The organism is Nonomuraea sp. NPDC005983 (assembly GCF_040614375.1).
In the GTDB taxonomy this organism is placed as follows: Bacteria; Actinomycetota; Actinomycetes; order Streptosporangiales; family Streptosporangiaceae; genus Nonomuraea.
In genome coordinates this window covers 1-23,357 of record NZ_JBEXUP010000022.1, presented here as the reverse complement: position 1 = coordinate 23,357, position 23,357 = coordinate 1, and the positions used below count along the sequence as shown (strand labels likewise).

Genomic DNA, 23,357 nt, shown 5'->3' with positions numbered 1-23,357 from the left:
CACCTTATGGCCGCGACCCCGTCATTCCCTTCCCCCTAAATCACCGAACCGGAGAGCGCGATCTGTAGAAATCCCACAACGACCTTCACAGCCGGACGGCTCGGTCGACGACGCGGGACAGCGCCTCGATCGCATCGGGATCGTAGGCGGCACCGGCCGCCAGGCGCAGCCGCTCCAGCGCGGCGCTCGCCCGGTCGCGGTCGGTGGACCCTCCGACCAGGTCGTCGTAGGCGTTGGCGGCCTTGATGATCCGGCTCGACAGCGGCGGCTCGTCGGCCATCATGTCGCACTGGCGGCGCACCACCTCCGCCACCCGGTCGAGCACGCCCGTCTGCTTGATCACCTCGGCCCCCAGCTCGGCGATGCGCCGCGCCTGCTCCGGCTCGGTCAGGACGGTGGCGCCCCCCGGAATGGGGTCGCGCAGCGAGAGCTGGCCGATGTCGTGCATGAGCGAGGCGTACTCCAGCTCCAGCAGCTCCGGCTCGGCCATGCCCAGCTCGCGGCCGATCGCCACCGCCAGGCGGCTCACCCTGCGCGAGTGCCCCGGCTCGACGTACCCGCCGACCTCGGTGACCCGCGACAGGGCGCGGACGGTCTGCAGGTAGGTCGCGCGGATCCCGGCGTACTTGCGGAAGGCCACCTGGGTCACCAGCAGCGGCGCGGCGAAGACCAGCAGCGCGACCAGGTCCATGCTGTGCGTGGCCAGCGCCAGCAGCACGCCCGACGACGCCACCGCGGCCCCCAGCGGGAAGGCCATGTTGAGCTCGTCGCGCACCGCCACCCTGAACGCGGTGCGTACCTGCTCGGCCCGGAGCATGGCCGCGATCAGCACGTCGACCAGCAGCGTCACCGTGATCAGCGCGACCATCACGGCGAGCGCCGGCCACCAGGTCGACGCGGGCGGCTGCGTCAGCCGGTAGAGCGGGTCGGCCAGCGGGCGGAAGGCGAAGGCGAGCATCGCGCCCGTGAGCAGGCGGCGGGCCATCGCGTCGAGCCGCGGCGGGCGACCGACCGCCAGGTGCGGCAGCGCGCCCGCGATCATCCCGACCGCGATCACGGCCACCACCTGGAGGGCGGAGTGCCGCAGCGGGTTCTGGCTCAGGTCGAGCAGCAGCGTGTAGCCGAGCGCGGCGGCGGCCCCGATCGGCGCGACCTCCCTGTTGCCCGGCATGGTCAGCCTGGCCAGCTCGCCGACCGCGATCAGCGCGCCGAACCCGACCGCGATCTCCGGCCGGTCGAGCCCGACGGCGGCCGTCTGGGCGACGCCCGCGACCGCCACCAGACCCGCGGCGCAGATGAGCAGCAACTGCCCCGAGTCGAGACCCCGGAAGGCGCGGGTCACGGCCCGCTCACCACCTGGATGGGCATCGTCGGGTCGTCGTGGTCCTTGGTCGGCGCTTCGGCGGCGTCGGGCGGCGGCGGCTCGACGCGGCGTGGCGGCTGCCACGGCTCGCGCTCCAGCGCCCGCGTGAACGCCGTCACCATGACCGGGTCGAACTGGGTGCCCGCGCCCTTGTGCAGCTCCTGGACGGCCACCTCGACCGGCCGGGCGCCGCGGTAGGAGCGGTCGGAGGTCATCGAGTCGAACGCGTCGGCCACCGCGATCACCCTGGCGAACTCCGGGATCTCGTCGCCTGCCAGCCCCATCGGGTAACCCTTGCCGTCGTGCCGCTCGTGGTGGTGCATGATCCCGGCGTACGCCTCGTCCAGGAAGTCGATGCCCCGCACGATCTCCAGCCCGCGCATCGGGTGCAGTTGGATCGCGGCGAACTCCTCCTCGGTGAGCGGGCCGTCCTTCTGCAGCACCTTGGTGGGCACGCCGAGCTTGCCGACGTCGTGCAGCATGCCCGCGTAGCGGATGGCGCGCAGCCGCTCCAGGCCCATGCCGACCTCCTGGGCGATCATGGTGGACGCGAGCGACACCCGGGTGCAGTGGCCGCGCGTGTAGTAGTCCTTGGTCTCGACCGCCTGGCACAGGGCCGCGATCGTGGCGTCGTACGAGCGCTGCTGCGCGTGGTACTGCCCGAACGCCCAGCGCGCGACGAACAGCGGCAGCAGCACCAGCACCGCCGAGATGGACGCCACCGTCGCCCAGAGCCCCGCCACCAGCAGCCCGAAGGTGCCGTACCCCAGGTACGACAGCAGGAACTGCACCATGCCCCGCATCGGCACCTCCATCACCCTGGTGGCCAGACCGATCATGGTCAGCGTCAGCAGGATGTTGAGCGGCACGAACACGGCGGTCGCGGCGGCGTACGGGCCGATGAGGCGGTCGAACTGGTTGACCTGCGGCACGCCGACCGCGCCGCCGAGCCACTGGTAGACCCAGCCGGCGGCGTACCCGCAGATCGCGAACTGCGCCCCGTTGAACAGCCGCTTGATCAGCGGCAGCCCCGGACGCACGCTCAGCACCGCCGTCAGGCCCACCAGCGCCGCGCCTTCCGGCCCGATCAGCACCACGGCGGCGAGCGACGCCGAGAAGCTCACCGACACCGCGAACTGCTCCACGTTGAGCAACGTCGGCATCGACTCGCACACCAGGAACAGCAGCGCGAGCACCAGCAGGACGCCCAGGTCGTCCTGGGTGACCAGGTGCCCGGACGTGACCACGCTGCGGGCGATGAGCGCGGCCGCCGCCCCGATGACGGCGACCAGGTAGACCCTCGCAGGCCACGGCAGATCACGCATTGCGGCCCCTAACGATTTCAGGTCCAGGACACCCCGGGTGGCAAGACCCCGCCGCCACCGATCAGGAGAACCACGGGGGTGACCAGCACGATGGCGGTGATCAGCCGCGCGACCATAGCCTTCAAGATCCACCTGCCTCCACGTCGTTTTCTGTGGCACACGCTACAGAAGGCGAGACGTGAGGCACCTGCCGAGTCGCGAATCGCAAGCAAAGCGTAATCAAGCCACTACCTGGGGCGACTCCGCGCCCACTCGACGGTGTTCTTCAGGCCGGTCGACAGGTCGACGCGGGGCTGCCAGCCGAGCCCGTCGAAGGCGGGCACCGGATCGACGGCCATCGCGGGCAGGTCGCCCAGCCGCGGCGGCGCGAAGCCGGGCTTGTCGGGGGAGCCCGCGGCGTCGGCGATGAGCGAGTGCAGTCTGCGGTCGGTGGTCTGGATGCCGGTGCCGAGGTTGAACCTGCGGCCGTTGCCGCCCTGGCCGCTGGCCCTGACGAAGCCGTCGACGACGTCCTCGACGTAGACGTAGTCGCGGGTCTGCGTGCCGTCGCCGTAGACGACTGTGGGCGTGCCGCTGAGCAGGCCGTCGGTGAAGATCGCGATCACGCCCGCCTCGCCGTCAGGCGACTGGCGCGGGCCGTACACGTTGGACAGGACCAGCGTGGTGTACTCGATGCCGTACAGGGCGCGGAACGTGGCGAGGTAGGTCTCGCCGCTCAGCTTCGAGGCCGCGTACGGCGAGCGGGGGTCGGCCGGCGCGTCGTCGGGCACCGGGATCGCGGACGGCCTGCCGTACACCGCGACGGACGAGGCGAACAGCACCTTGCGCGTGTTGCCCTGGTGGGCCGCGGTGAGCACCGACGCGGTGCCTTCGACGTTCAGCCTGGCGTCGTGCACGGGGTCGGCGACGCTCTTGCGGACGCTGATCTGCGCCGCGAGATGGCAGATCACCTCGGGGCGCAGCTCGGTGGCCAGCCCGATCAGCGCCGGATCGCGGATGTCGAGCTCGTGCAGCTGGAAACGATCGCTCTTGGCGGCCTCGCTGAGATTCTCCCTGCTCCCTGTGGAAAGGTCGTCGACGGCGACGACTTCGTGCCCCTCCGACAGCAGACGATCGACGAGATTCGACCCGATGAACCCGGCACCCCCGGTGACAAGCACGCGCATGGGGGAATCTTAGTCGGACAGCTCCGATCTCACTCGCGCGATGCGGGCAAGCACCTTCGATCTCAAGTCGGCGGGCACCGGGTCGCAGCCGCAGTGTTTGGCCACGAGCTGCTTGATCACCTTGTCGAGGTCGTACTCCTTCAGGCACGGACCGCAGTCGTCGAGGTGCACGCGGATTTCGGCCACGTCGCCCTCGGTCAGCTCACCGTCAAGGTAGGCGTAGACCTTGTCCAGCACCTCGCGACAGTCGGTGTCGTGCGGCTTGCCACAGCTCATTTCGATCCCTCCGCCGGGACCAGGCCACGCTCGCGGGCATAGTCTTCAAGGAGCCCTCGCAACTGCCTGCGACCACGGTGCAACCTGGACATCACGGTACCGATCGGGGTGCCCATGATGTCGGCGATCTCCTTGTACGGGAATCCTTCGACGTCGGCCAGATAGACCGCGATCCTGAACTCCTCCGGCAGCGCGGCGAGCGCTTGCTTGATGTCGCCGTCGGGCAGGTGCTCGAGCGCTTCGACCTCGGCGGACTTCAGGCCGGTCGAGGTGTGCGACTCGGCACGCGCGAGCTGCCAGTCCTCGATCTCCTCGGTGCCTGACTGCTTGGGCTCACGCTGCTTCTTGCGGTAGCTGTTGATGAACGTGTTCGTCAGGATCCGGTAGAGCCACGCCTTGAGATTCGTGCCCTCCTGGAACTGATGGAACGACGCGAACGCCTTGGCGAAGGTCTCCTGTAGCAGGTCCTCCGCGTCAGCGGGGTTCCGGGTCATCCGGAGCGCGGCGGAGTAGAGCTGCTCGAGGTAAGGCATCGCCTCGCGCTCGAACCGCTCGCCTCGCTGTTCCAGAGTCTCCGCGCCTGTCGCGGGCACCGGACCCACCCCCCTAAGATCACCGGTGGCCGGCTTTGGCGGTACACCGTACTCAGGGGAGAATACCCGCTCGTCAGCGACCGGCCGGTCACTGGGGAGGGGGCCGAGCAATGTGAGCATGCTCGTCGCAACACACCCGCGTGCTCGTCTGTTCCCGCAAGATAGAAGTGACGAACGCCCCGGTGCGGGGAAAACCATACGTACCGGCTGGTAGCCAATTTCCGGAACCCAGGAGTCGCGTGTGCTGCCCATTCCGGCCGAGGAACTGAACGGCTCAGGGACCCTCGGGCCGTACTGGACCTTCTATCGTGCCGTCGTCGCCGAGCAGCTGAGCCGATGGCTACCCGGTGAGTCCTCCGTGATACTCGACCTGTCGGGCGGCCGTGGCCGCTGGTCCGGCCACGCGGCCAGGGCCGGCCACCGGGTGATCGAGGTGCTCGACTTCCGCCGCACCGTCGAGGGGCAGTCGCGGCTGCGCGACGCCGACCGCGTGCGCCACGTGCGCGCCGACGACCTCGCCTTCCTCCCCGACGAGAGCGTCGACGCGGTGCTCGCCGAGGAGCGGGCCATGTCGATCGAGCTGATGGCCGAGTCGGCCATGAGCGACGTGGCCAGGGTGCTGCGTCCGGGCGGGAGGGCGCTGGTCTGCGTCGACTCCCTCGTGCTCGGCATGGCGATCCTGGCCGAGCAGGAGCAGTGGCAGCACCTGCGGCAGACCGGCGAGGTCATGCTGGTGCCGTGGCCCGACGGCAGCATCACGCGCTGCTTCAGCAGCGGGCAGCTGCGCGAGCTGGTGCTGGGCGCCGGGCTCGAGGTCGAGTGGATGCGCCCGCGCACGGTCCTGTCGCCCTCGACGGTCGACCACGTGCTCGGCTCCGACTCCAGGTCGCTGGCCTGGCTGGTGCGCACCGAGCTGGAGGCGCACCCTGACGACGACGACACGGTCGGCATCCACCTGGTGGCCAGCGTCCGCAAGAGCTAGCCACACGGGCCGCCCGAGGCCGGCGCCCGTCGGGGCCGGCCTGTCGCTAGCGGCGGCGCTCCGTCTTGCCCTGGCACTGCACGCAGCGAGCCGCCTCCGGGCGCGCCTCCAGCCTGCCCTCCGGCACCGCCCCGGCGCAGTCGACGCACTGGCCGTACGAGCCCTCGTCCAGCCGCTTGAGCGCGGCGAGCACGGCCGTGCGCTGGGTGGTGGCCACGGTCAGCATGGCCTGGGCGCGGTCCGCGTCGGTCAGGTCGGAGCCCGCGTCCGCGGCGGAGTGCTCGCGGACCGCCACCGGGTCCCCCCGCAGGACCCCGATCGATCGGTCCAGTTCGGCGAGCATCACCTGAAGCCGCTCACGAGCGGTCGCGCCGTTCACGAATCCGCACCTCCGGGTAAGGGGAAAGCCTGGGGCGAGACTCCCCGGCAGTCCGCCCGGCGCGCTTTTGGGACATCTGTGGCGGTGACTCCGTGTGAACGGATGCATCGCTTTCCTCAGCGGATGCCCGGTTAGCGGGTGTTTTACACCTTAGGAGAGAGCGGTTTCCTCGTCGGGGTCCCGAGGTTTGATGAGGTCCGGGCCGTTGTTGCGGACGTTGTTGACGTCGGTGGAGACGGGGTCCGCGACCAGCCCTCCCGACTGGGCGGGCACCAGCAGGCTGGACACCCGCTTCGGGTCGCTGAGCTTGGGGTCGAGCCACTCGGCCCAGCGCCCGCGCTCGATCATCATCGGCATCCTGTCGTGGATGCGCCCGAGGTCGTCCTCGGCGTCGGTGGTGATGACCGTGCACGTCACCAGCCACTTCAGCGGGTCGTCGTCGGCACGGGACGGGTCCTTCCAGAACTCGTAGAGCCCCGCCATCGCCAGCACCCCGCCATCGGCCGGGTGGATGAAGTACGGCTGCTTCTTCTTGGCGTTCTTACGGTCGCGCCCGCTTCGGTCCTCGTCGGCTCGTTCCTCGCTCTCTCCGCCCGAGCTCCTGCGCTCCGGCTCAACGGGCATCCACTCGAAGTACCCGTCGGCCGGCAGCAGGCACCTGCGCTTGGCGAACGCCTGGCGGAAGGACGGCTTCTCGGCCACCGTCTCCATCCTGGCGTTGATCATGCGCGATCCGATCGACGGGTCCTTCGCCCAGGCGGGGACCAGGCCCCACTTCATGATCCTGAGCTGCCGCACCCCCCGCTCGGCGCCCTTCGGCACCCGGCTGAGGACGGCGTAGACGTTCTTGGTCGGCGCCACGTTGTAGTCGGGCCCCAGCTCCTTGTCGGGGTCGCCGTCGAGCTCGACCTGGAACTCCTCCAGCAGCTGGTGCTTGTTCCGCGCCGACGCGTATCTACCGCACATGCCACCACACTGCCACGGAAGGCGGCTGGGTGCCTCGTTGGTGACGGGTCGGCGCGGCCCATGACGCCCTGACGGCGCTCGTCCACAGGCTGTGACCCCCACATACCAGGGACAGTAGGCTTTGACCATGCCCGTTCCGCACTGGCCCGCCCCGACCGCGACCACTCCCGTGGCCGCCTCGGTCCGCCTGCCCGGCTCCAAGTCGATGACCAACCGCGCGCTGGTGCTCACCGCGCTGGCCGACGGGCCGAGCGTCGTGCGGCGGGCGCTGCGCAGCCGCGACGCCAACCTCATGGTGGCGGCGCTCGGCGCCCTCGGGCCCATCCTGGTGGCCGCCGACGAGACCGACACGAGCGTCGACTGGCACGTCAGGCCGGCCCCGATCCGCGGCGGCGCCGAGATCGACGCGGGCCTGGCGGGCACGGTCATGCGCTTCGTCCCGCCGGTCGCCGCGCTGGCCGACGGCCCGGTCGCCTTCGACGGCGACCCGCACGCCCGCAAGCGCCCGATGGGCCCGATCCTCGACGCGCTGCGCGCCCTGGGCGCCCACGTCGACAACGACGCCCTGCCGTTCACCATCCACGGCCCGCTGACGGGCGGCGAGGTCACCCTCGACGCCTCGGGTTCCTCGCAGTTCGTCTCCGGCCTCCTGCTGACCGCCGCCCGCTTCGAGAAGGGCGTCACGGTCCGCCACGTCGGCCCGCCGGTCCCGTCCCAGCCGCACATCCAGATGACCGTGCAGATGCTCAGGGAGGCGGGCGTCACCGTCGACGACAGCGAGCCCGACGTGTGGCGCGTCGAGCCCGGCCCGATCGCCGCCAGGGAGTGGGTGGTCGAGCCCGACCTGTCCAACGCGGCCCCGTTCCTGGCGGCGGCGATGGTCACGGGCGGCACGGTCACCGTCCCGGGCTGGCCCCTGCTGACCACCCAGCCCGGCGACTCCCTGCGCGACCTCCTGTCGGAGATGGGCGCCGCCGTCGAACTCCGCGAGACGGCCGACGGCGGCGCCGATCTCGTGCTCAGCGGCTCGGGGCGGATCGAGGGCATCGACACCGATCTGCGCGAGGTGGGCGAGCTGACGCCGACGATCGCGGCGTTGGCGGCGCTGGCGTCCACGCCGAGCCGCATCCGCGGCGTCGAGCACCTGCGCGGCCACGAGACCGACCGCCTGGCCGCGCTCGTCACCGAGATCAACCGGCTGGGCGGCGACGCGGAGGAGACCGACGACGGGCTGGTCGTCCGCCCGCGTCCGCTGCACGGCGGCGTCTTCCACAGCTACGACGACCATCGCATGGCCACGGCGGGCGCGGTGATCGGGCTGGCGGTCCCCGGCGTCGAGGTGGAGAACATCGCGACGACGGGCAAGACCCTTCCAGGGTTCGACCAGATGTGGCTGTCCCTGCTGGACGGCTCGTGACCCCGACCTCCGGCCCGAACCGTGTAGGCGTCGCCGGCGTGGGCACGGGAAGCGCGGCGCCCGCTGGTCCGGGCGCGTCTGGTGCACGATGGTCACGACAGGGGCCACAACAGGAGTCACGACGGGGTTCGAGCAGGTTGGGTGATCGCATGGGAGCAGTCCGCTGAGGAAGCGGGAGTACGACGAGGACGACGTACGGGTCAGGCCGGGCAAGGGGTCCCGGCCGCGGACCCGGATCCGTCCTGCGCACGAGGACGCGGTCGAGGGCTTCGTGGTGGCCGTCGACCGGGGGCGCTACACCACGCTGGTCGAGCCGGAGCGGGCGAAGGGCGCCAAGCGCAAGCAGCAACAACGCCGCCTGGTCGTCGCCATGAAGGCGCGCGAGCTGGGCCGCAAGGGCATCGTCGTGGGCGACCGGGTCGCCCTGGTCGGCGACGTGTCCGGGCGTCCCGACACGCTGGCCAGGGTGGTGCGGGTCGAGCCGCGCAGCTCGATGCTGCGCCGTTCCGCCGACGACACCGACGACACCGACGGCATCGAGCGTCCGGTGGTGGCCAACGCCGACCAGCTGGTGATCGTCACGGCGCTCGCCGACCCGCCGCCGCGGCCGCGCATGATCGACCGCATCCTGGTCGCGGCCTTCGACGCCGAGATCGACGCCCTGCTCTGCCTCACCAAGTCCGACCTCGCGCCGCCCGACGAGCTGGTGGCGCTGTACGAGCCGCTCGGGGTGCCGCACGTCGTCGTCCACAAGGGCGGCTCACTGGCCGAGTTGCACGACCATCTCGCCGGCCGGGTCAGCGTGCTGGTGGGTCACTCGGGGGTCGGCAAGTCCACCCTGGTCAACGCGCTCGTCCCCGACGCCAACCGGGCCGTCTCCCAGGTGAACGCGGTCACGGGGCGGGGCCGCCACACGTCCACCTCGGCGGTGGCGCTCGAACTCCCGGAGGGCGGCTGGATCATCGACACGCCGGGCGTGCGCAGCTTCGGCCTCGCCCACGTGTCGGTGGAGACGGTCCTGGCGGGCTTCCCCGACCTGGTGGAGGGCACGGTCAACTGCCCCAAGGGCTGCACGCACCTGAGCGACGGCTGCGCCCTCGACGCGTGGGTGACCGAGGGCCACGCCGACCAGGCTCGGCTCCAGTCGCTGCGCCGTCTTCTGGCCAGCCGCGAGGGCGCACCCGACTCCGGCCGTGAGGGCGCACCCGACGAGGCACATCCGTAGGGGTCACAGCCGCCAGCGGACCTCGCCTTCCTGCCACTCGTCCGTGGGCGTGAGCCCCGCGGCCCTGGCGACCGCGGCCGAGGCGTGATGGTCCGGGTGGATGTGGGCGATGACTGCGTCCACCTGCTGCCGGCGGAGCCAGGCGACGAGTTCCATGGCCGCTTCGGTGGCGATGCCCATGCCCTGCCAGCGCGTGCCCACCACCCAGGCGATCTCGGCGGTGAGCCCCGTCTCCGAGGGGCCGATCGTGGCCTGGACGGTCCCCGCCAGGCAGGCCGGGTCGCGGAGCTGGATGACCCAGTTGCACCAGGAGACGCCCGGATCGGGAGATCCCGCGATCATCCGCTCGTAGCGGGAGCGCAGGCCCTGCGGGGTCTCAGGGGCGCCGCCGATGAAGGTGTGCAGGGCCGGGTCGGCGAGCACCTCGGCCATCTCCTCCGCGTGCTCGACCCGCAGCGGCACCAGCAGCAGCCGGTCGGTCTGCAGGGCCTGGGCTCTGATGGCGTTCATGACGTCTGGTCGCCTCATCGGTGATCGTCGGTGGTCAGGTTCTGTTGGGACGGAGGGTCCAGGTGACGGTGAGCGCGGCGACCACGACGCCGTCGGCGTTCTTGACGTCCACCGCCACGTCGAACTCCGGCCGCTTTCCCGCGTCCAGATCGGCGAGCACCTCCTCGCGCGAGGCGAGCAGCCGTCCTTCGGCCACCACCTCCCCCATCGCCAGCTTGCGATAGTGGATCACGGCCGTGGTGGCCAGCGGAACCGCGCGGGAGAGCTGGTCCGCCAGCGCCGACAGCATGGCGGCGCCCGACGCCGACTCGGCGAGCGTGAAGAGCGCGCCCGCGTGCGGGCCGCCCACGTGGTTGTGCAGGTCCGGACGGTCCGGCAGGCGGCAGATGGCGCGGCCGTCGCCGGCGGAGTCGAACGTGATGCCCAGCGTGCGGGCGAAGGGCACGGTCTGGAGCAGGAAACCGCCGACATCGAATGACATGCTCCCCATGCTACTGGCGAGTAACCGGAATCGGACTTACCAGAAAGGCACCCCGGTTGACTGATGTTCGGCACACTGGGCACGGTAGCGTGACTAACCGTGCAGGGTTACAACGACGATCTACGCCTCGCGCATGTCATGGCGGACGCCGCCGACGACCTGACCATGCGCCGGTTCAAGGCGGTCGACCTCAAGGTCGAGACCAAGCCGGACCTTACCCCGGTCAGCGACGCCGACCGCGCGGTCGAGGAGGCGATCCGCGGAACGCTGCGGCGCGCCCGTCCCAGGGACGCCGTCGTAGGCGAGGAGTTCGGCAAGACCGGCTGGGGCGCCAGGTCGTGGATCATCGACCCGATCGACGGCACCAAGAACTACGTGCGCGGCGTCCCCGTGTGGGCGACCCTGATCGCGTTGATGGAGCACGGCAAGGTCGTGGTGGGCCTGGTGTCGGCCCCGGCGCTCGGGCGGCGCTGGTGGGCCGTGGCCGAGGGGGGTGCCTGGACCGGGAAGAGCCTGACCAAGGCCAGCCGCATGCAGGTGTCCTCGGTCGCCGCCCTGGAGGACGCGTCCTTCTCCTACTCCAGCTTCGGCGGCTGGGAGAAGGCCGGCAAGCTCGGCAACTTCCTCGACCTCGGCCGCGCTTGCTGGCGTACCCGGGCGTACGGCGACTTCTGGTCGCACATGATGGTCGCCGAGGGCTCCGTGGACGTGTCCGCGGAGCCCGAGCTGTCGCCGTGGGACATGGCGGCGCTCACCGTGATCGTCGAGGAGGCCGGTGGCGTCTGGACCGACGTCGCGGGCGTCCCCAGCCTGGAGGGCGGCAGCCTGGTCTGCACCAACGGCTCCTTGCACGACGAGGTGCTGAAGCGGCTCGGCGGCACCGCGCACTAGGCCCGGCTCACGGCTCCCGGCGCCGCAACAGCCCGGCACGCTCCTGGATGGCGGCCGTGACGTCGTTCAGCTTCCGCTCGTCGGCGATCGTGGTGTTGCCCTCGTAGGTGACGCCTTCCGGCGGGCTGTCGTGCCCGAGCGGGTCGGCGTCCCAGAAGTTGCCCCGGTAGACGACGTGCTCCAACGGCGGGCTGACCTGCAGCACCGAGGTGTTGTCTGCGCGCATGACCACGTTCTCCTCCACCGTGACCCAGGAGGCGCCGTAGTCGGTGTAGAGGGCGAAGTTGTACGGCGTGCGCGTGTCCTTGATCACGTTCCCCCGGATGACGGCGCCGTTGTCGTGGGAGTCGCCCTGGGGGCCGGACAGGTAGACGCCGCCGCCGTCGGCCAGCACCGTCATGGTGTCGGCGGTGAGGTTGCGCAGGATGCGGGTGCCTTCGCCGGGGCCCGCCACGATCCCGCAGTAAGGCACGTCGCTGACCTCGTTCTGTGCGACGGTGCATCGGCGTGTGCCCAAGAGCGTGATGCCGGGAGAGCCGGGGTAGTCGAGGCCGATCCGGCGGATCCGGTTGTCCTCGATCAGCACGTCACGGCTCCGGATGACGGCCACGGCGGACGCGGAGAGGGTGTCGAAGTCGCACCCGCGCACCGTGACGTCGCCGCCCCCGGACAGGCCCAGCCCGGTGGCGCCCAGCCGGGTGAAGTGGCACCCCTCGAACCCCATCCCGGCGGTGTCCTCCAGCACCACACAGGCCGGGATGGTAGACGATTCGACGGGAATCGTCACGGACGCGTCCTCGCCGAAGGTCACCCGGTCGATGGCGCCGCCGTCGTAGTAGCCGCTCCCGTGGTAGTGCAGGAAGCCCTCCGGGCGGCTCGGCCGCAACCAGGTGGCGTCCGCGAACATCAGCCCCTCGAAGCGGACGTTCCGGGTGCCGGCGGCGCGGAGCAGCGTTTCCAGCACCGGCGCGACCACCCGGGTGCGCTCGGGGTGCTCGCCTGGCCGGGGAAGATAGCGCAGGACGTGCCGCCCGGGACACGAGCGGTCCAGGACGAACGTGCCGGGCTCGGTCAGGAAGCTCGCGTCGTTCTCCACCCTGGTGGGCAGGCCGAAGCCGCGTGACGACTGGCCACCCCAGACCGCGTTGTACAGCTCGGCCGCCCAGCCGAAGGCGGGCTGCGCCATGGTGATCACGGTGGAGCGCGCGTCGCCGGTGACGGCGGCCACGCCGCAGCGGGCCTCGGTCCAGGGGTAGACGCCCCGGTAGACGAACTCGACGTCGCCAGGGCTGTGCCAGCCCTGCGGGTCCGTGCTGTCGGTCGTGTAGCCCGTCTCGGTTACGGCGACCGTGCCGGGGAGGGCGTCGACGGCCGCCCGCTCGGCCCTGCGGCCGTCGACGTAGAGCTGGCGGGTTTCGAGGTCGCCGACGTCGGCCAGCCACACGCCGTCGCGCTCCCGCCAGCCGCCGATCTCCCGCCCGCCGCTGATGACGCTCTCGCCGCGCTCGTCGCCCTGGTAGACGACCCCGGAGTCGGCCTCGGTCAACTCCAGGGGCGCGGACAGCGCGTACGTACCCGCCCCGAGGTGGACGACGACGTCACCGGTAACCTCACGGGCCGCGGCCTGGGCGCGCTCCAGGGTGGCGAAGGGCCGCTCCTGGGTTCCCTGCCAGGAGTCGTCACCCGAAGGGGCGACGTGGAAATGGAACATCACAGACATCACCTTTGCTGTATATGGCGTACACGTAGTAGTGCACCATAAACGAGAGGAGCGCACACATGACGAGAGATCCGGACCGCGTCGTCGAGCTGCTGTGGCACGAAGGCGGCCGCGAGCCCCGCCCAGGGCTGAGCCTGGCCCGGATCGTGTGCGCCGGCATCGAGCTGGCCGACGCCGAGGGCCTGGAGGGCCTGTCCATGCGCAAGGTGGCCGACCGGCTCGGCTTCACCACGATGTCGCTCTACCGCCACGTCCCCGGCCGCGACCAGCTCGTCGACCTCATGCGCGACGCGGTCCTTGGCGAGCAGCCCCTGACGGGCCCGCAGGAGGGCGGCTGGCGGGCCCGGCTGGAGGCGTGCGCCCGCGCGGCCTGGGACCTGCGCAGGCGGCACCCGTGGCTGGCCGAGGTGCGCGGCACCCGTCACGTGCCCGGCCCCAACGCCGTCGCGCTCTACGAGTACATGCTGAGCACGGTCGCCGGCACCGGGCTGAGACCCGCCGAGATGATCGCCGTGGTGGGCCTGGTCGGCCGCTTCATCGACGCCGAGGCCCTGGTGCTGGTGGAGACGTCCAGGGAGGAGCGGCACAGCGGGGTCAGCGAGGAGGAGTGGTGGGGCGCCCGCGACTCGCTCTACGAGCGGCTCGACCGCTACCCGACGCTCTCCTACCTGTGGGAGGCGGGCGGGTACGACCAGCCCGAGGACTCCTTCGAGTTCGGCCTGCGGCGCGTGCTGGACGGCATCGAGGTGCTCATCAAAGAGCGTGATGAAAAGCGTGATGAAACCTGCCGGGTTTGTGGCACGGTTCTGGAGGGCGCCCCGTCCGGACGGCCCCGCCGGTACTGCTCGCGCGCCTGCCAGCAGCGCGCCTACCGCAAGCGCGCCACCCCCTAGAGGGCGAGCACCTGCGAGACCGCCCGCATCAGGCTCGACCGGTACGTCCCGCCGTACAGCACGACGTGGACGAGCAGCGGGTGCAACTGGTGCAAAGGCACCCGATCCCGCCACCCGTCGGCCAGTGGCGCCACCTCCTGGTAGGCCCCCAGCACCCGGTCCAGGAACGGCGCACCGAACAGCGCGAGCATCGCCAGGTCGGTCTCCCGGTGCCCCCCGTGCGCCGCCGGGTCAACGACCACCCCGGTGCCGCCCGACCACAGCACGTTGCCGCTCCACAGGTCGCCGTGGACGCGCGCCGCCGGTTCCGGCGGCCCCGCGACCTCGGCGAACCGCTCCACAGCCCGTTCGACCAGGCCGGCGTCCCCGGACGACAGGCGCGCCCGCCGAAGGAACGGCAGGACGCGGCGGGAGGCGTAGAAGTCCGGCCAGTCATCGGCGGGCGAGTTGTCCATCGGCAGCTCCGCGATGAACCCCTGCCAGGGCGCGCCGAAGGCGGGCGCGCCCGCGAGGTGCAGCCGCGCGAGATCACGCCCGAACCGCTCGGCAGCGGCGGCGGTCGGCGGCTCCTCCGCCACCCACGACAGCACCAGCCGGTCACCGTCGGCCTCGACCACCTCGGGCACCGCGATCGCCTCACCCAGCCAACGCAGCCCCGCGGCCTCGGACGCGATCAGCGGCGGCGGGGCCCCGTCCTTGACGAACACCTCGCGACCGTCGTCCAGCACGCCGCGCCGCAGCCGCCAGCCGTGCGACGAGCCAAGATCCTCAGTCGATCTCATCGGCGACATGCTTGGCGACGCCCTCGCACGCGGCCTCCACGAGGCGCAGCACCTCTTCGAAGCCCTCCCGCCCGCCGTAGTACGGATCGGGCACCTCGGCCCCTTCGGGGGCGTCAGGGTCGAACGACCGCAGCAGCCGCACCTCGGCGTCGCCGGGCGCGATCCGCCGCAGAAACCGCAGGTTGTCGCGGTCCATGGCCAGCACGAGGTCGTAGCGGTCGAACCAGTCGTCGGTGAACTGCCTGGCCCGATGCGCCGAGCCGTCGTATCCGTGCTCGGACAAGGTCTGCAGGGCCCGCTCGTCCATCGGGTCGCCGGCGTGCCAACCGCCGGTTCCGGCGCTCTCGACCAGAACCCGGTCCCCGAGCCCGTGGTCGGCCAGCTTCCTGCGGAGCACCACCTCGGCCATGGGTGAACGGCAGATGTTTCCCATGCACACCAGGATCACGCGGTAGGTCATAGAGCCCATCATGACGGTGACCGGGCGCGTTCACCGAACGTTCACCCTCGATGGGGGGCTTGAGTCACTTTGCCTGCGTAATTTCTGAGTCGACTAAGGACCAAGTGGGAGGAACCCAACCGTGAAGTATGCAGGCCGGCTCGCCGCCGTCGCCGTAGTCGGCGCGCTCTCGCTCGCTGCGTGCGGCACAGACAACAACGGCACTGGTGGCACGAGCACCTCTGCCGCTACCGCCCAGGGCAACGACAACGGCGGCACGATCAACGCCGCGGGCTCCTCTGCCCAGGGCCCCGCGATCGACCAGTGGAAGAAGGACTTCCAGGCCAAGAACCCTGGGGTCAGCCTGAACTACCAGCCCAGCGGCTCCGGCGCGGGCGTGCAGGCCTTCATCCAGGGAACGGTCGCCTTCGCGGGCTCCGACTCGGCCCTCAAGGACGACAAGGGCGAGCCCGCCCAGGCCGACGCCCGGTGCAAGACCGGCAAGGCCATCAACATCCCGATGGTGACCGGCCCCATCGCGATCGTTTACAACCTGCCCGGTGTCGAGGGCCTGCAGCTGTCGCCCAAGACGCTCAGCGCCATCTTCAACGGCAAGATCACCAAGTGGGACGACGCGGCCATCAAGGCCGACAATCCGCAGGCCAAGCTGCCTTCCACGCCGATCCAGGCGTTCCACCGCTCGGACGAGTCCGGCACCAGCGACAACTTCACCAAGTTCCTCAAGGCGACCGCTGACTGGCCGTACGAGCCGGCCAAGGCGTGGCCCGCCGAGGCCAAGGGCCAGGGCGCCAAGGGCTCCGACCAGATCGCGTCCAGCGTCAAGGGCGGCGAGGGCGCCATCAGCTACGTCGACCTCGCCTACGCCGAGAACTCCCAGCTGCAGAAGGCCAAGGTCTCCAACGGCGCCGGCGAGTTCGTCGAGCTGTCGCCCGAAAGCGCGGCCAAGACGGTCGAGACCGCCGAGATCAAGGGCACCGGCAACGACCTCAAGCTGAGCATCGACTACGCCACCAAGACCCCGGGCGCCTACCCGATCGTCCTGGTCACGTACGAGATCACCTGCGAGAAGGGCCTGCCGGCCGACCAGGCCAAGCTGGTCAAGTCCTTCCTCACCTACACCGCCAGCGACGAGGGCCAGGCCGCGCTGAAGGACCTGGGTTACGCCCCGCTCTCAGGCACCCTGCTCACCAAGGTTCGTTCCGCTGTCGAGGCGATCTCCTAACAACTCATGACGACAAACGTCCGTACCCGCGGGGGCGGGCCGGCCACGGGCCGGCCCGCCTCGCGGCGCAGCCATGGTGAAGGTCCCTTCCGGTTCGCGGCCACCGGCGCGGGCATCGTCCTGCTGGCGATCATGGCGGCCATCGCCGTCTTCCTCATCAGCGAGGCCATCCCCGCCCTGCAGGCGAACAAGGGCTCCTTCTTCACCGAGCTGATCTGGGACCCCAACGGCAGCCAGGTGTTCGGCATCGCCGCGCTGGCGTTCGGCACGATCCTCAGCTCGGCACTCGCGCTCGTCATCGCGACCCCGATCGCGGTCGGCGTGGCCCTGTTCATCTCCCACTACGCGCCCCGCCGCCTGGCCGGCCCGCTCGGCTACCTGGTGGACCTGCTCGCCGCCGTCCCCAGCGTGGTCTACGGCCTGTGGGGCATCACCTTCCTGGTTCCCCTGCTCAAGACGCCGTCGCAGTGGCTGAACGACACCCTCGGCTGGTTCCCGCTGTTCGCCGGCGAGGGCGCCGTCGGCGGCAAGACCATGATCGCGGGCGCGATCGTGCTGGCGATCATGATCCTGCCGATCATCGCGGCCATCTCCCGCGAGGTCTTCCTCCAGGCCCCCAAGATGAACGAGGAGGCGGCGCTCGCACTCGGCGCCACCCGCTGGGAAATGATCAGAATGGCCGTGCTGCCGTTCGGCCGCCCCGGCGTCATCAGCGCCGCGATGCTCGGCCTGGGCCGGGCGATGGGCGAGACCATCGCGGTCGCGCTGATCTTCCCCGCCACCTTCGACATCACCTTCGAGATCCTCACCCCGCACGCCAACAGCATCGCAGCCAACATCGCCAACGGCTTCGGCGAGGCCACCCCGATCGGCCGTGGCGCGCTGATCGCCTCCGGCCTGGTGCTGTTCCTGATCACCCTGCTCGTGAACATGGGCGCGCGCTTCGTCATCAACCGCCGCAAGGAGTTCGCGAGGGCCGGCGCATGACCACGATCCAGCACATCTCGACCAGCCGACGCATCAAGGACCGCATCGTCCAAGGGCTGGTCTACCTCGCGTTCGCGCTGGCGGTGGTGCCGCTCGTCTCGGTGCTCTGGCTCGTCATCAAGAACGGCCTGGCCCGCTTCGACCTGGAGTTCCTCACCCACTCGATGCGCAACATCGGCGCGCGGGACGCGGGCGGCGGCGCCTACCACGCGATCATCGGCACGCTCGAACAGGTCCTGCTGGCCTCACTCATCTCCGTCCCGATCGGCCTGCTCACCGCGATCTACCTGGTCGAGTACGGCAACGGCGACCGGCTGAGCCGATACATCAGCTTCTTCGTGGACGTCATGACCGGCGTCCCTTCTGTCGTTTCCGGCCTGTTCATCCTGGCGTTCTGGATCCTGTTCCTCGGGATGCCGTTCTCCGGCTTCGCCGGCGCGCTCGCCCTGTCGATCCTGATGATGCCGACCGTGGTCAGATCGGCCGAGGAGATGCTCCGCCTGGTCCCCAACGACCTGCGCGAAGCCTCGTACGCGCTGGGCGTCGCCAAGTGGCGAACGATCGTGCGGGTCGTCCTGCCGACCGCCTTCACCGGCATCGTCACCGGTGTCATGCTCGCGGTGGCCAGGGTCGCGGGCGAGACCGCGCCGCTGCTGCTGACCGTGTTCTTCACCGACTCCATCAACAACGACCCGTTCAACGGGCCGCAGATGGGGCTTCCCCTCTTCGTCTTCGACCAGGCAGGACGTCCCAACGACACCGCCGTGGACCGGGCGTGGACCGGAGCCCTCACGCTCATCCTGATCGTCATGCTGCTGAACCTGGTGGCGCGCCTCATCGCCCGGTGGCGAGCGCCGTCCAGGGGCCGATAGGGGGTATCCGCAGAAATGTCTAAGCAGATCCAGGTCTCGGGCCTCGACGCCTACTACGGGTCGCACAAGGCCATCGAGGACGTCTCGATGACCATCGAGCCGCGCTCGATCACCGCCTTCATCGGCCCGTCCGGATGCGGCAAGTCGACGTTCCTGCGCACGCTCAACCGGATGCACGAGGTCATCCCGGGCGCGCGGGTGGAGGGCAAGGTGCTGCTCGACGGCGAGGACCTGTACGCCCCCAGCATCGAACCGGTCTCGGTACGCAGGATGATCGGCATGGTCTTCCAGCGTCCAAACCCGTTCCCCACGATGTCGATCTACGAGAACGTCGCCGCCGGGCTCCGGCTCAACGGCCGCGTCGCCAAGTCGCAGCTCGACGGCGTCGTGGAGGAGTCGCTCAAGGGCGCCAACCTCTGGAACGAGGTCAAGGACCGCCTCAACAAGCCCGGCGCCGGGCTGTCGGGCGGCCAGCAGCAGCGGCTCTGCATCGCCCGCGCGATCGCCGTCAAGCCGGAGGTGCTGCTCATGGACGAGCCGTGCTCCGCCCTCGACCCGATCTCCACGCTGGCCATCGAGGACCTGATGGCCAAGCTCAAGGACGAGTTCACGATCGTCATCGTCACCCACAACATGCAGCAGGCCGCCCGGGTCAGCGACAGGACCGCCTTCTTCAACCTCGCCGCGCAGGGCAAGCCCGGCAAGGTCATCGAGATGGACGAGACCTCCCGCATGTTCACCAACCCCACCCAGAAGGCGACCGAGGACTACATCACCGGGCGCTTCGGCTGATGATCCACCAGCAGGCGGCATCCACGGTGAACGGGGACACGAGGACCAAGCCCGTACTGCTCATCGCCGACCCCGACTGGGCCGTCGTGGAGGAGGTGGCCGCGGTTCTCGAACGCGAGGGCGTGGCCGTGACGGGCGTCGGCGACGGCGCCCAGGGGCTGCTGCAAGCAGGAGCGCTGCAGCCCGACGTGGTACTGGTCGCCGCCACCCTGCCGGTCATCGACGCGGTGGAGTTCGTCCGCGCGGTGCGGCTCTCACGAGCCGTACCGGTGCTCCTGGGCGTCGGTGAAGGGCACGCGGAGCAGGCCGTGGCGGCCCTCGCGGCCGGAGCCGCGGCCTGCGTCGCCCGCCCGTACCGGGTGCCCGAACTGCTCCCGTTCATCCAGGCCGCCTCCCCCGAGGGGCGCAAGGTGCTCGCGGTCGGCCCCGTCGAGCTGGACATCCAGGCCTACCAGGTCAGGGTGGACGGGCGGGCCGTGCACCTGCCGCTGCGCGAGTTCGAGCTGCTGCACTACCTGATGCGCAACGCCGACCGGACGGTGACCCGCGAGCAGATCATGCGGCACGTCTGGCACGCGGCGGCCAACACCTCGACGAACACGATCGCGGTGCACGTCAAACGGCTGCGTCACCGGCTCGGTGACAACGACGACCAGCTCATCCAGACCGTCCGCGGCGTGGGCTACCGCCTCGTCACGCCCGGCATTTCCGGAACGACCGCATAATGCGCGTGGCGACGCCCTCCACCGTCGCTATGCCGTACCCCACCTCGGCACTCCCCTCGCTGAGGACGGCGACCGCGTAGTCATGGCCGTGGCCACGTATCACCCCGACGCTGACCACGGCCCACCGCTTGGTCGACACGCGCTTCAGCCAGCCGTTCTTGAGCGCCACCCGGTCGCCCTTGCAGGCGGCGGCGCTGACGCCCCAGTTCTGGCCGTCGACGACCTTGCCCATCAGCCTGAGCACCTGCGCCCGGTCCTTGGCCGGGAGCGGGCTCTTCTTCGACACCAGCGCCTTCATCAGGCGGACCTGGTCCTCCGCTGACGTCCTGGTGATGCCCCAGCAGTACAGGTCCAGGCAGTCGCCGGGGACACCCTGGGTGTGGCGCAGGCCGAACCGCCTGCCCGCCCTGGTGAAACCGGAGGCGCCGCCGACCCGGAGCCAGAGCCGGTCGGCGGCGTGGTTGTCGCTGTAGCGGATCATCAGGTCGGCGTCGTGCCTGGTCGCCCTGGAGAGCTTGCGCCACGGCGTTCTGAGCAGCAGGGCCATCAGGATCTGCACCTTGGCGGTGCTCGCGGTGATCAGACGCTCGTTGCGGTGATAGCGATACAGGCGGCCGGTGCCCAGGTCCTGGACCATGGCGGTGACAGGCCCCGGACGTCCTGCCAGGTAGTGGTTCAGACGCTCGGTGATCTTCTTGGGCACGCCGGGCGCCACCCTCGCCACAAGCCCTCCGGCCCCCTCCATCACCCCTGGGCTCCTGGCCCCCTCAGCTGTCGTCAGCCCTTCAGGGTTCTCCGCTTCCACAGCCCTCATCAGGCTCTCAGGGCTTTTCGCCCCATCGGCCCTTTTCACACCTACCTGGCTTGTGATCAACTCCTCAGCCCGTGTCTCCCCCTCGACGGGCGATGCGTGCTGGAGGCCGGCGGCCCCAGGCTGCCCGACCGTCGCCTGGGCGCCGCTGCCACACCCGGTCATCGGCAGGAGAAGGGCCACAGCAGTGATCAATCGCGATAACACGTCCCCGCCCTTCTCATGATTTTCCGCGAATTATCGCGAGAAACCAGACATCGGTGCTAGCGGGAAACGTGCACCATTTTCGCGATCGACTCGTCGTCGCAGGTGGCCCAGAAGCCGCCCACGACATCCTCCAGGTGCTGGAGCGAGTCCGCCCGGAACAGCACATCCTGATATTTCGTGATGTCGTACTTGGTGGTGCTCATGGCCCGCAGGTCCAGCGGCCTGATGTCCATGCCGCAGAACTCCTCGATCTCCCCGTACGACGACAGGATCCCGGCCCCGTACGCCTTGAGCTCGGCCCCCTCCGACATCACGCCGAACTCCAGCGTGAACCAGAACACCTTCGAGACGATCTCCAGCGCCTCCTCGCTCTCCACCCGCCGTGCCGCCTCCCCTGCCAGCCGGTAGAGGGCTGCGTACCGGTCGTTGGCCAGCGCGTTGGCGTGCCCGATCACCTCGTGGATCACGTCCGGCTCGGGCGTGTAGAACGGCACGGAATGGTGGCGGATGTACTGCGTCGAGTGGAAGTAGCCGTCGGCGAGCACGCCGTAGAAGTCGCGCAGCGGGACGAGCCCGGCGGCCGGCAGGTACCGGAAGCCCGTCAGCGGCTCGAGCAGCCGGCTGACCTCCTCCAACTGCGGGATCCTGTCCTGAGGCAGCCCGAGCCTGGCGGCGCCGTCGAGGTACTCCGCCGTGGCGTACTTGTCGTGCTTGACCGCCAGTTCCCTGGTGACCAGCGCCCAGATGCCGTGCTCCTGCTCGGTGTACTCGGCGACCGGGATCGGCGTCCCGCGTCGGTAGTTCACCGCCAGCCCCGCGATCGCGTTGCGCCTGGCCCGGTAGACCGGGTCGGCGAAACCAGGGTGCGACGCGGCCAGCTCGACCACCACCGAACCGTCATCCTTGGCCGCGACCGGGGCGAAGTACTGTGCTTCCTCGAACATGGAGCAGATAACAGCAAATCCGAAATTTCCTGGCAAGAGCGCCCAGTTCTCCTGAGCGATACGCTAGCTCAGGTACGCCTATAACCCCATTCTCCTGGTCGAATCGCACAGTCTCGAGGGAGGCCGCCCATGGACGAGTTGGACGCCAAGTTGCTCGTGACCATGCGGGCTCACCCGCGCATCGGGCTCACCGAACTGGCCCGGCTGCTCGGCGTAGCCAGAGGCACTGTCCAGGCCCGCGTGGAGAAGCTGACGGCGCGCGGCGTGATCACCGACTTCGGCCCGACCGTTTCCACCACCGCGGCCGGGTACCCGATCCTCTCGTTCGTGTCCCTGCAAATCGCCCAGGGACGCCTGGACGAAGCCGTCCAGGCCCTTCGCGCCGTCCCGCAGATCCTGGAGGTGTACGGCACGAGCGGCCAGCATGACCTGCTCTGCCGGGTGGTCGCCCGCAGCACCGACCACCTCCAGGAGGTCATCGCGCGCATCCTGGCCTCCCCCGCCGTCCAGCGGACGGACACCACGATCGCGCTCTCAACCCAGATCCCGTACCGCGTCGAACCCCTGCTGACGTCCCGCTGACCACCAACGCACCCACCCGCGCCTGGCCTCGGCCAGTAACCCGCCCTTCCGACCGAGCCGCGGCTACCCGATGACGAGCGGACATCTTCAACCCGCTGAAACGACACACGCGCAACGGCCACACAAAGACCACCGCAGCCTCGAAGAGCCCACAGCCCGCGCGTCGCCCTGGACGGCACCTGCCGAACGACGTGACGCTGCTGCGGGCGCTCCACATGCACGCCTAGCCGAAGAGCAGAGCGCCGTCACGGGCCCTCGCCCACAACACACAGCACGGGGCCAACGCGCCCCCTACCTAGTCACACCGTGCGCTCGTGGCCTGCCTCAAGCGCACTCAGGCTGCCGTGAGCACCATGGGGGGGCTTACACGGCGACCACGCAACACGCCCTGCCGACAGTGGTGTTGGGACTCCATGCACGAGGGACGGCACCACCGCCGCGCATCAGAGGGCGGCGCAGCGCTCGTGACCTGTTGCGCTCCCCAGCCGACCTGTCGCGATCCATGGCGAAACCCATGGCCGAATGGTGGAGACCAGGGCCGAGACGTTGATGTCAGCCAGGGCCGACATCAAGTGCGGCGCCGGCTACGAGCAGCGGGATACCTGCCAACTGGGGCCACGGCTCCTCGCCTGAGAACCGGACTTCCCCGCAAAGCAGAAAGGGCGGGAAGAGAACCCCACAAAGGGATCCCCTTCCCGCCCTCACCAAAAGATTGTCCGGCGGTGACCTACTCTCCCACACCCTCCCGAGTGCAGTACCATCGGCGCAGGGAAGCTTAACTTCCGG

25 protein-coding genes are annotated in these 23,357 nt (G+C 70.1%); 11 read left to right on the top strand and 14 right to left on the bottom strand.

Features of this window, described 5'->3' with window-relative positions:
* Positions 1 to 85: 85 nt before the first annotated feature.
* The 5 genes from ABZ297_RS13110 to ABZ297_RS13090 all read right to left on the bottom strand — a co-directional run bounded on the left by ABZ297_RS13110 (position 86) and on the right by ABZ297_RS13090 (position 4,843).
* Positions 86 to 1,342 carry an HD domain-containing phosphohydrolase gene (locus ABZ297_RS13110; protein ID WP_355344081.1) on the bottom strand — a complete coding sequence of 419 codons (1,257 nt, stop codon included), beginning with the start codon at positions 1,340 to 1,342 and terminating at the stop codon, positions 86 to 88.
* Entirely contained in the window at positions 1,339 to 2,688 is a 1,350-nt protein-coding gene (locus ABZ297_RS13105; protein ID WP_355344079.1) for an HD-GYP domain-containing protein, read from the bottom strand. Before ABZ297_RS13105 ends, ABZ297_RS13110 begins: the two co-directional genes overlap by 4 nt.
* Before the next feature lie 227 nt (positions 2,689 to 2,915).
* Positions 2,916 to 3,854, bottom strand: coding sequence for an NAD-dependent epimerase/dehydratase family protein (locus ABZ297_RS13100; protein WP_355344076.1), 939 nt, complete (start codon positions 3,852 to 3,854; stop codon positions 2,916 to 2,918).
* Between the two features lie 9 nt (positions 3,855 to 3,863).
* On the bottom strand, positions 3,864 to 4,130 hold the full coding sequence (gene rsrA, locus ABZ297_RS13095; protein ID WP_355344073.1) for a mycothiol system anti-sigma-R factor: 267 nt from the start codon (positions 4,128 to 4,130) through the stop codon (positions 3,864 to 3,866).
* A complete protein-coding gene (locus ABZ297_RS13090; RefSeq protein WP_350808231.1) occupies positions 4,127 to 4,843 on the bottom strand; it encodes a sigma-70 family RNA polymerase sigma factor in 717 nt (238 codons plus the stop codon). Before ABZ297_RS13090 ends, rsrA begins: the two co-directional genes overlap by 4 nt.
* Positions 4,844 to 4,964: 121 nt before the next feature.
* Between ABZ297_RS13090 and ABZ297_RS13085 the strand changes: the two genes are divergently transcribed.
* Positions 4,965 to 5,705 carry a methyltransferase domain-containing protein gene (locus tag ABZ297_RS13085; protein ID WP_355344070.1) on the top strand — a complete coding sequence of 247 codons (741 nt, stop codon included), beginning with the start codon at positions 4,965 to 4,967 and terminating at the stop codon, positions 5,703 to 5,705.
* A 46-nt stretch (positions 5,706 to 5,751) separates the two neighbouring features.
* On the opposite strand, the gene ABZ297_RS13080 is transcribed toward ABZ297_RS13085, so the two are convergent.
* Both ABZ297_RS13080 and ABZ297_RS13075 read right to left on the bottom strand, forming a co-directional pair.
* Complete coding sequence (locus tag ABZ297_RS13080; protein ID WP_355344067.1) at positions 5,752 to 6,084, bottom strand: TraR/DksA family transcriptional regulator; 333 nt, start codon at positions 6,082 to 6,084, stop codon at positions 5,752 to 5,754.
* 150 nt (positions 6,085 to 6,234) lie between these two features.
* Positions 6,235 to 7,050: an SOS response-associated peptidase gene (locus ABZ297_RS13075; protein ID WP_355344064.1), complete on the bottom strand. Its 816-nt coding sequence runs from the start codon at positions 7,048 to 7,050 to the stop codon at positions 6,235 to 6,237.
* 127 nt (positions 7,051 to 7,177) lie between these two features.
* Here ABZ297_RS13075 and aroA point away from each other — a divergent pair, with 127 nt between their 5' ends.
* Both aroA and rsgA read left to right on the top strand, forming a co-directional pair.
* Entirely contained in the window at positions 7,178 to 8,467 is a 1,290-nt protein-coding gene (gene aroA, locus ABZ297_RS13070) for a 3-phosphoshikimate 1-carboxyvinyltransferase (RefSeq protein ID WP_355344061.1), read from the top strand.
* A 163-nt stretch (positions 8,468 to 8,630) separates the two neighbouring features.
* Entirely contained in the window at positions 8,631 to 9,692 is a 1,062-nt protein-coding gene (gene rsgA / locus ABZ297_RS13065; protein ID WP_355344249.1) for a ribosome small subunit-dependent GTPase A, read from the top strand.
* A gap of 3 nt (positions 9,693 to 9,695) precedes the next feature.
* Here rsgA and ABZ297_RS13060 read toward each other — a convergent pair whose 3' ends face one another.
* Complete coding sequence (locus ABZ297_RS13060) at positions 9,696 to 10,202, bottom strand: GNAT family N-acetyltransferase (protein WP_355344058.1); 507 nt, start codon at positions 10,200 to 10,202, stop codon at positions 9,696 to 9,698.
* Between the two features lie 34 nt (positions 10,203 to 10,236).
* Entirely contained in the window at positions 10,237 to 10,692 is a 456-nt protein-coding gene (locus tag ABZ297_RS13055; protein WP_355344055.1) for a DUF4442 domain-containing protein, read from the bottom strand.
* 90 nt (positions 10,693 to 10,782) lie between these two features.
* On the opposite strand from ABZ297_RS13055, the gene hisN reads away from it, so the two are divergent.
* A complete protein-coding gene (hisN, locus tag ABZ297_RS13050; protein WP_355344052.1) occupies positions 10,783 to 11,574 on the top strand; it encodes a histidinol-phosphatase in 792 nt (263 codons plus the stop codon).
* A 7-nt stretch (positions 11,575 to 11,581) separates the two neighbouring features.
* Here hisN and ABZ297_RS13045 read toward each other — a convergent pair whose 3' ends face one another.
* On the bottom strand, positions 11,582 to 13,285 hold the full coding sequence (locus ABZ297_RS13045) for a right-handed parallel beta-helix repeat-containing protein (RefSeq protein WP_355344246.1): 1,704 nt from the start codon (positions 13,283 to 13,285) through the stop codon (positions 11,582 to 11,584).
* A gap of 68 nt (positions 13,286 to 13,353) precedes the next feature.
* Between ABZ297_RS13045 and ABZ297_RS13040 the strand changes: the two genes are divergently transcribed.
* On the top strand, positions 13,354 to 14,187 hold the full coding sequence (locus tag ABZ297_RS13040; RefSeq protein WP_355344049.1) for a TetR/AcrR family transcriptional regulator: 834 nt from the start codon (positions 13,354 to 13,356) through the stop codon (positions 14,185 to 14,187).
* On the opposite strand, the gene ABZ297_RS13035 is transcribed toward ABZ297_RS13040, so the two are convergent.
* Complete coding sequence (locus ABZ297_RS13035) at positions 14,184 to 14,969, bottom strand: fructosamine kinase family protein (protein ID WP_355344046.1); 786 nt, start codon at positions 14,967 to 14,969, stop codon at positions 14,184 to 14,186. The two genes, ABZ297_RS13040 and ABZ297_RS13035, sit on opposite strands and share 4 nt — an antisense overlap.
* Positions 14,956 to 15,429: a low molecular weight protein-tyrosine-phosphatase gene (locus ABZ297_RS13030; protein WP_350808221.1), complete on the bottom strand. Its 474-nt coding sequence runs from the start codon at positions 15,427 to 15,429 to the stop codon at positions 14,956 to 14,958. The genes ABZ297_RS13035 and ABZ297_RS13030 overlap by 14 nt, the downstream gene beginning before the upstream one ends.
* Before the next feature lie 121 nt (positions 15,430 to 15,550).
* Between ABZ297_RS13030 and pstS the strand changes: the two genes are divergently transcribed.
* Genes pstS through ABZ297_RS13005 form a run of 5 tightly spaced genes read left to right on the top strand, consistent with a single transcriptional unit; the run spans position 15,551 to position 20,027 of the window.
* Positions 15,551 to 16,651 (top strand): phosphate ABC transporter substrate-binding protein PstS, encoded by a 1,101-nt coding sequence (gene pstS / locus ABZ297_RS13025; RefSeq protein ID WP_355344042.1) that lies wholly within the window; start codon positions 15,551 to 15,553, stop codon positions 16,649 to 16,651.
* 6 nt (positions 16,652 to 16,657) lie between these two features.
* On the top strand, positions 16,658 to 17,638 hold the full coding sequence (pstC, locus tag ABZ297_RS13020) for a phosphate ABC transporter permease subunit PstC (protein ID WP_355344039.1): 981 nt from the start codon (positions 16,658 to 16,660) through the stop codon (positions 17,636 to 17,638).
* The gene (gene pstA, locus ABZ297_RS13015) at positions 17,635 to 18,510 is read left to right on the top strand and encodes a phosphate ABC transporter permease PstA (protein WP_355344036.1); all 876 of its coding nucleotides are present in this window, start codon (positions 17,635 to 17,637) and stop codon (positions 18,508 to 18,510) included. The genes pstC and pstA overlap by 4 nt, the downstream gene beginning before the upstream one ends.
* Positions 18,511 to 18,525: 15 nt before the next feature.
* Positions 18,526 to 19,302 (top strand): phosphate ABC transporter ATP-binding protein PstB, encoded by a 777-nt coding sequence (gene pstB, locus ABZ297_RS13010; RefSeq protein ID WP_355344033.1) that lies wholly within the window; start codon positions 18,526 to 18,528, stop codon positions 19,300 to 19,302.
* Between the two features lie 26 nt (positions 19,303 to 19,328).
* Positions 19,329 to 20,027, top strand: a complete 699-nt coding sequence (locus ABZ297_RS13005; protein ID WP_355344030.1) for a response regulator transcription factor — start codon at positions 19,329 to 19,331, stop codon at positions 20,025 to 20,027.
* Here the strand turns inward: ABZ297_RS13005 and ABZ297_RS13000 are convergent.
* Together ABZ297_RS13000 and ABZ297_RS12995 are read right to left on the bottom strand one after the other, a co-directional pair.
* Positions 19,996 to 20,730: a serine hydrolase gene (locus ABZ297_RS13000; RefSeq protein ID WP_355344027.1), complete on the bottom strand. Its 735-nt coding sequence runs from the start codon at positions 20,728 to 20,730 to the stop codon at positions 19,996 to 19,998. The two genes, ABZ297_RS13005 and ABZ297_RS13000, sit on opposite strands and share 32 nt — an antisense overlap.
* A gap of 371 nt (positions 20,731 to 21,101) precedes the next feature.
* A complete protein-coding gene (locus ABZ297_RS12995) occupies positions 21,102 to 21,989 on the bottom strand; it encodes a phenylalanine 4-monooxygenase (protein ID WP_355344024.1) in 888 nt (295 codons plus the stop codon).
* A gap of 129 nt (positions 21,990 to 22,118) precedes the next feature.
* Here ABZ297_RS12995 and ABZ297_RS12990 point away from each other — a divergent pair, with 129 nt between their 5' ends.
* Positions 22,119 to 22,571: an Lrp/AsnC family transcriptional regulator gene (locus tag ABZ297_RS12990; protein WP_355344021.1), complete on the top strand. Its 453-nt coding sequence runs from the start codon at positions 22,119 to 22,121 to the stop codon at positions 22,569 to 22,571.
* The last annotated feature ends 786 nt before the right edge of the window (positions 22,572 to 23,357 follow it).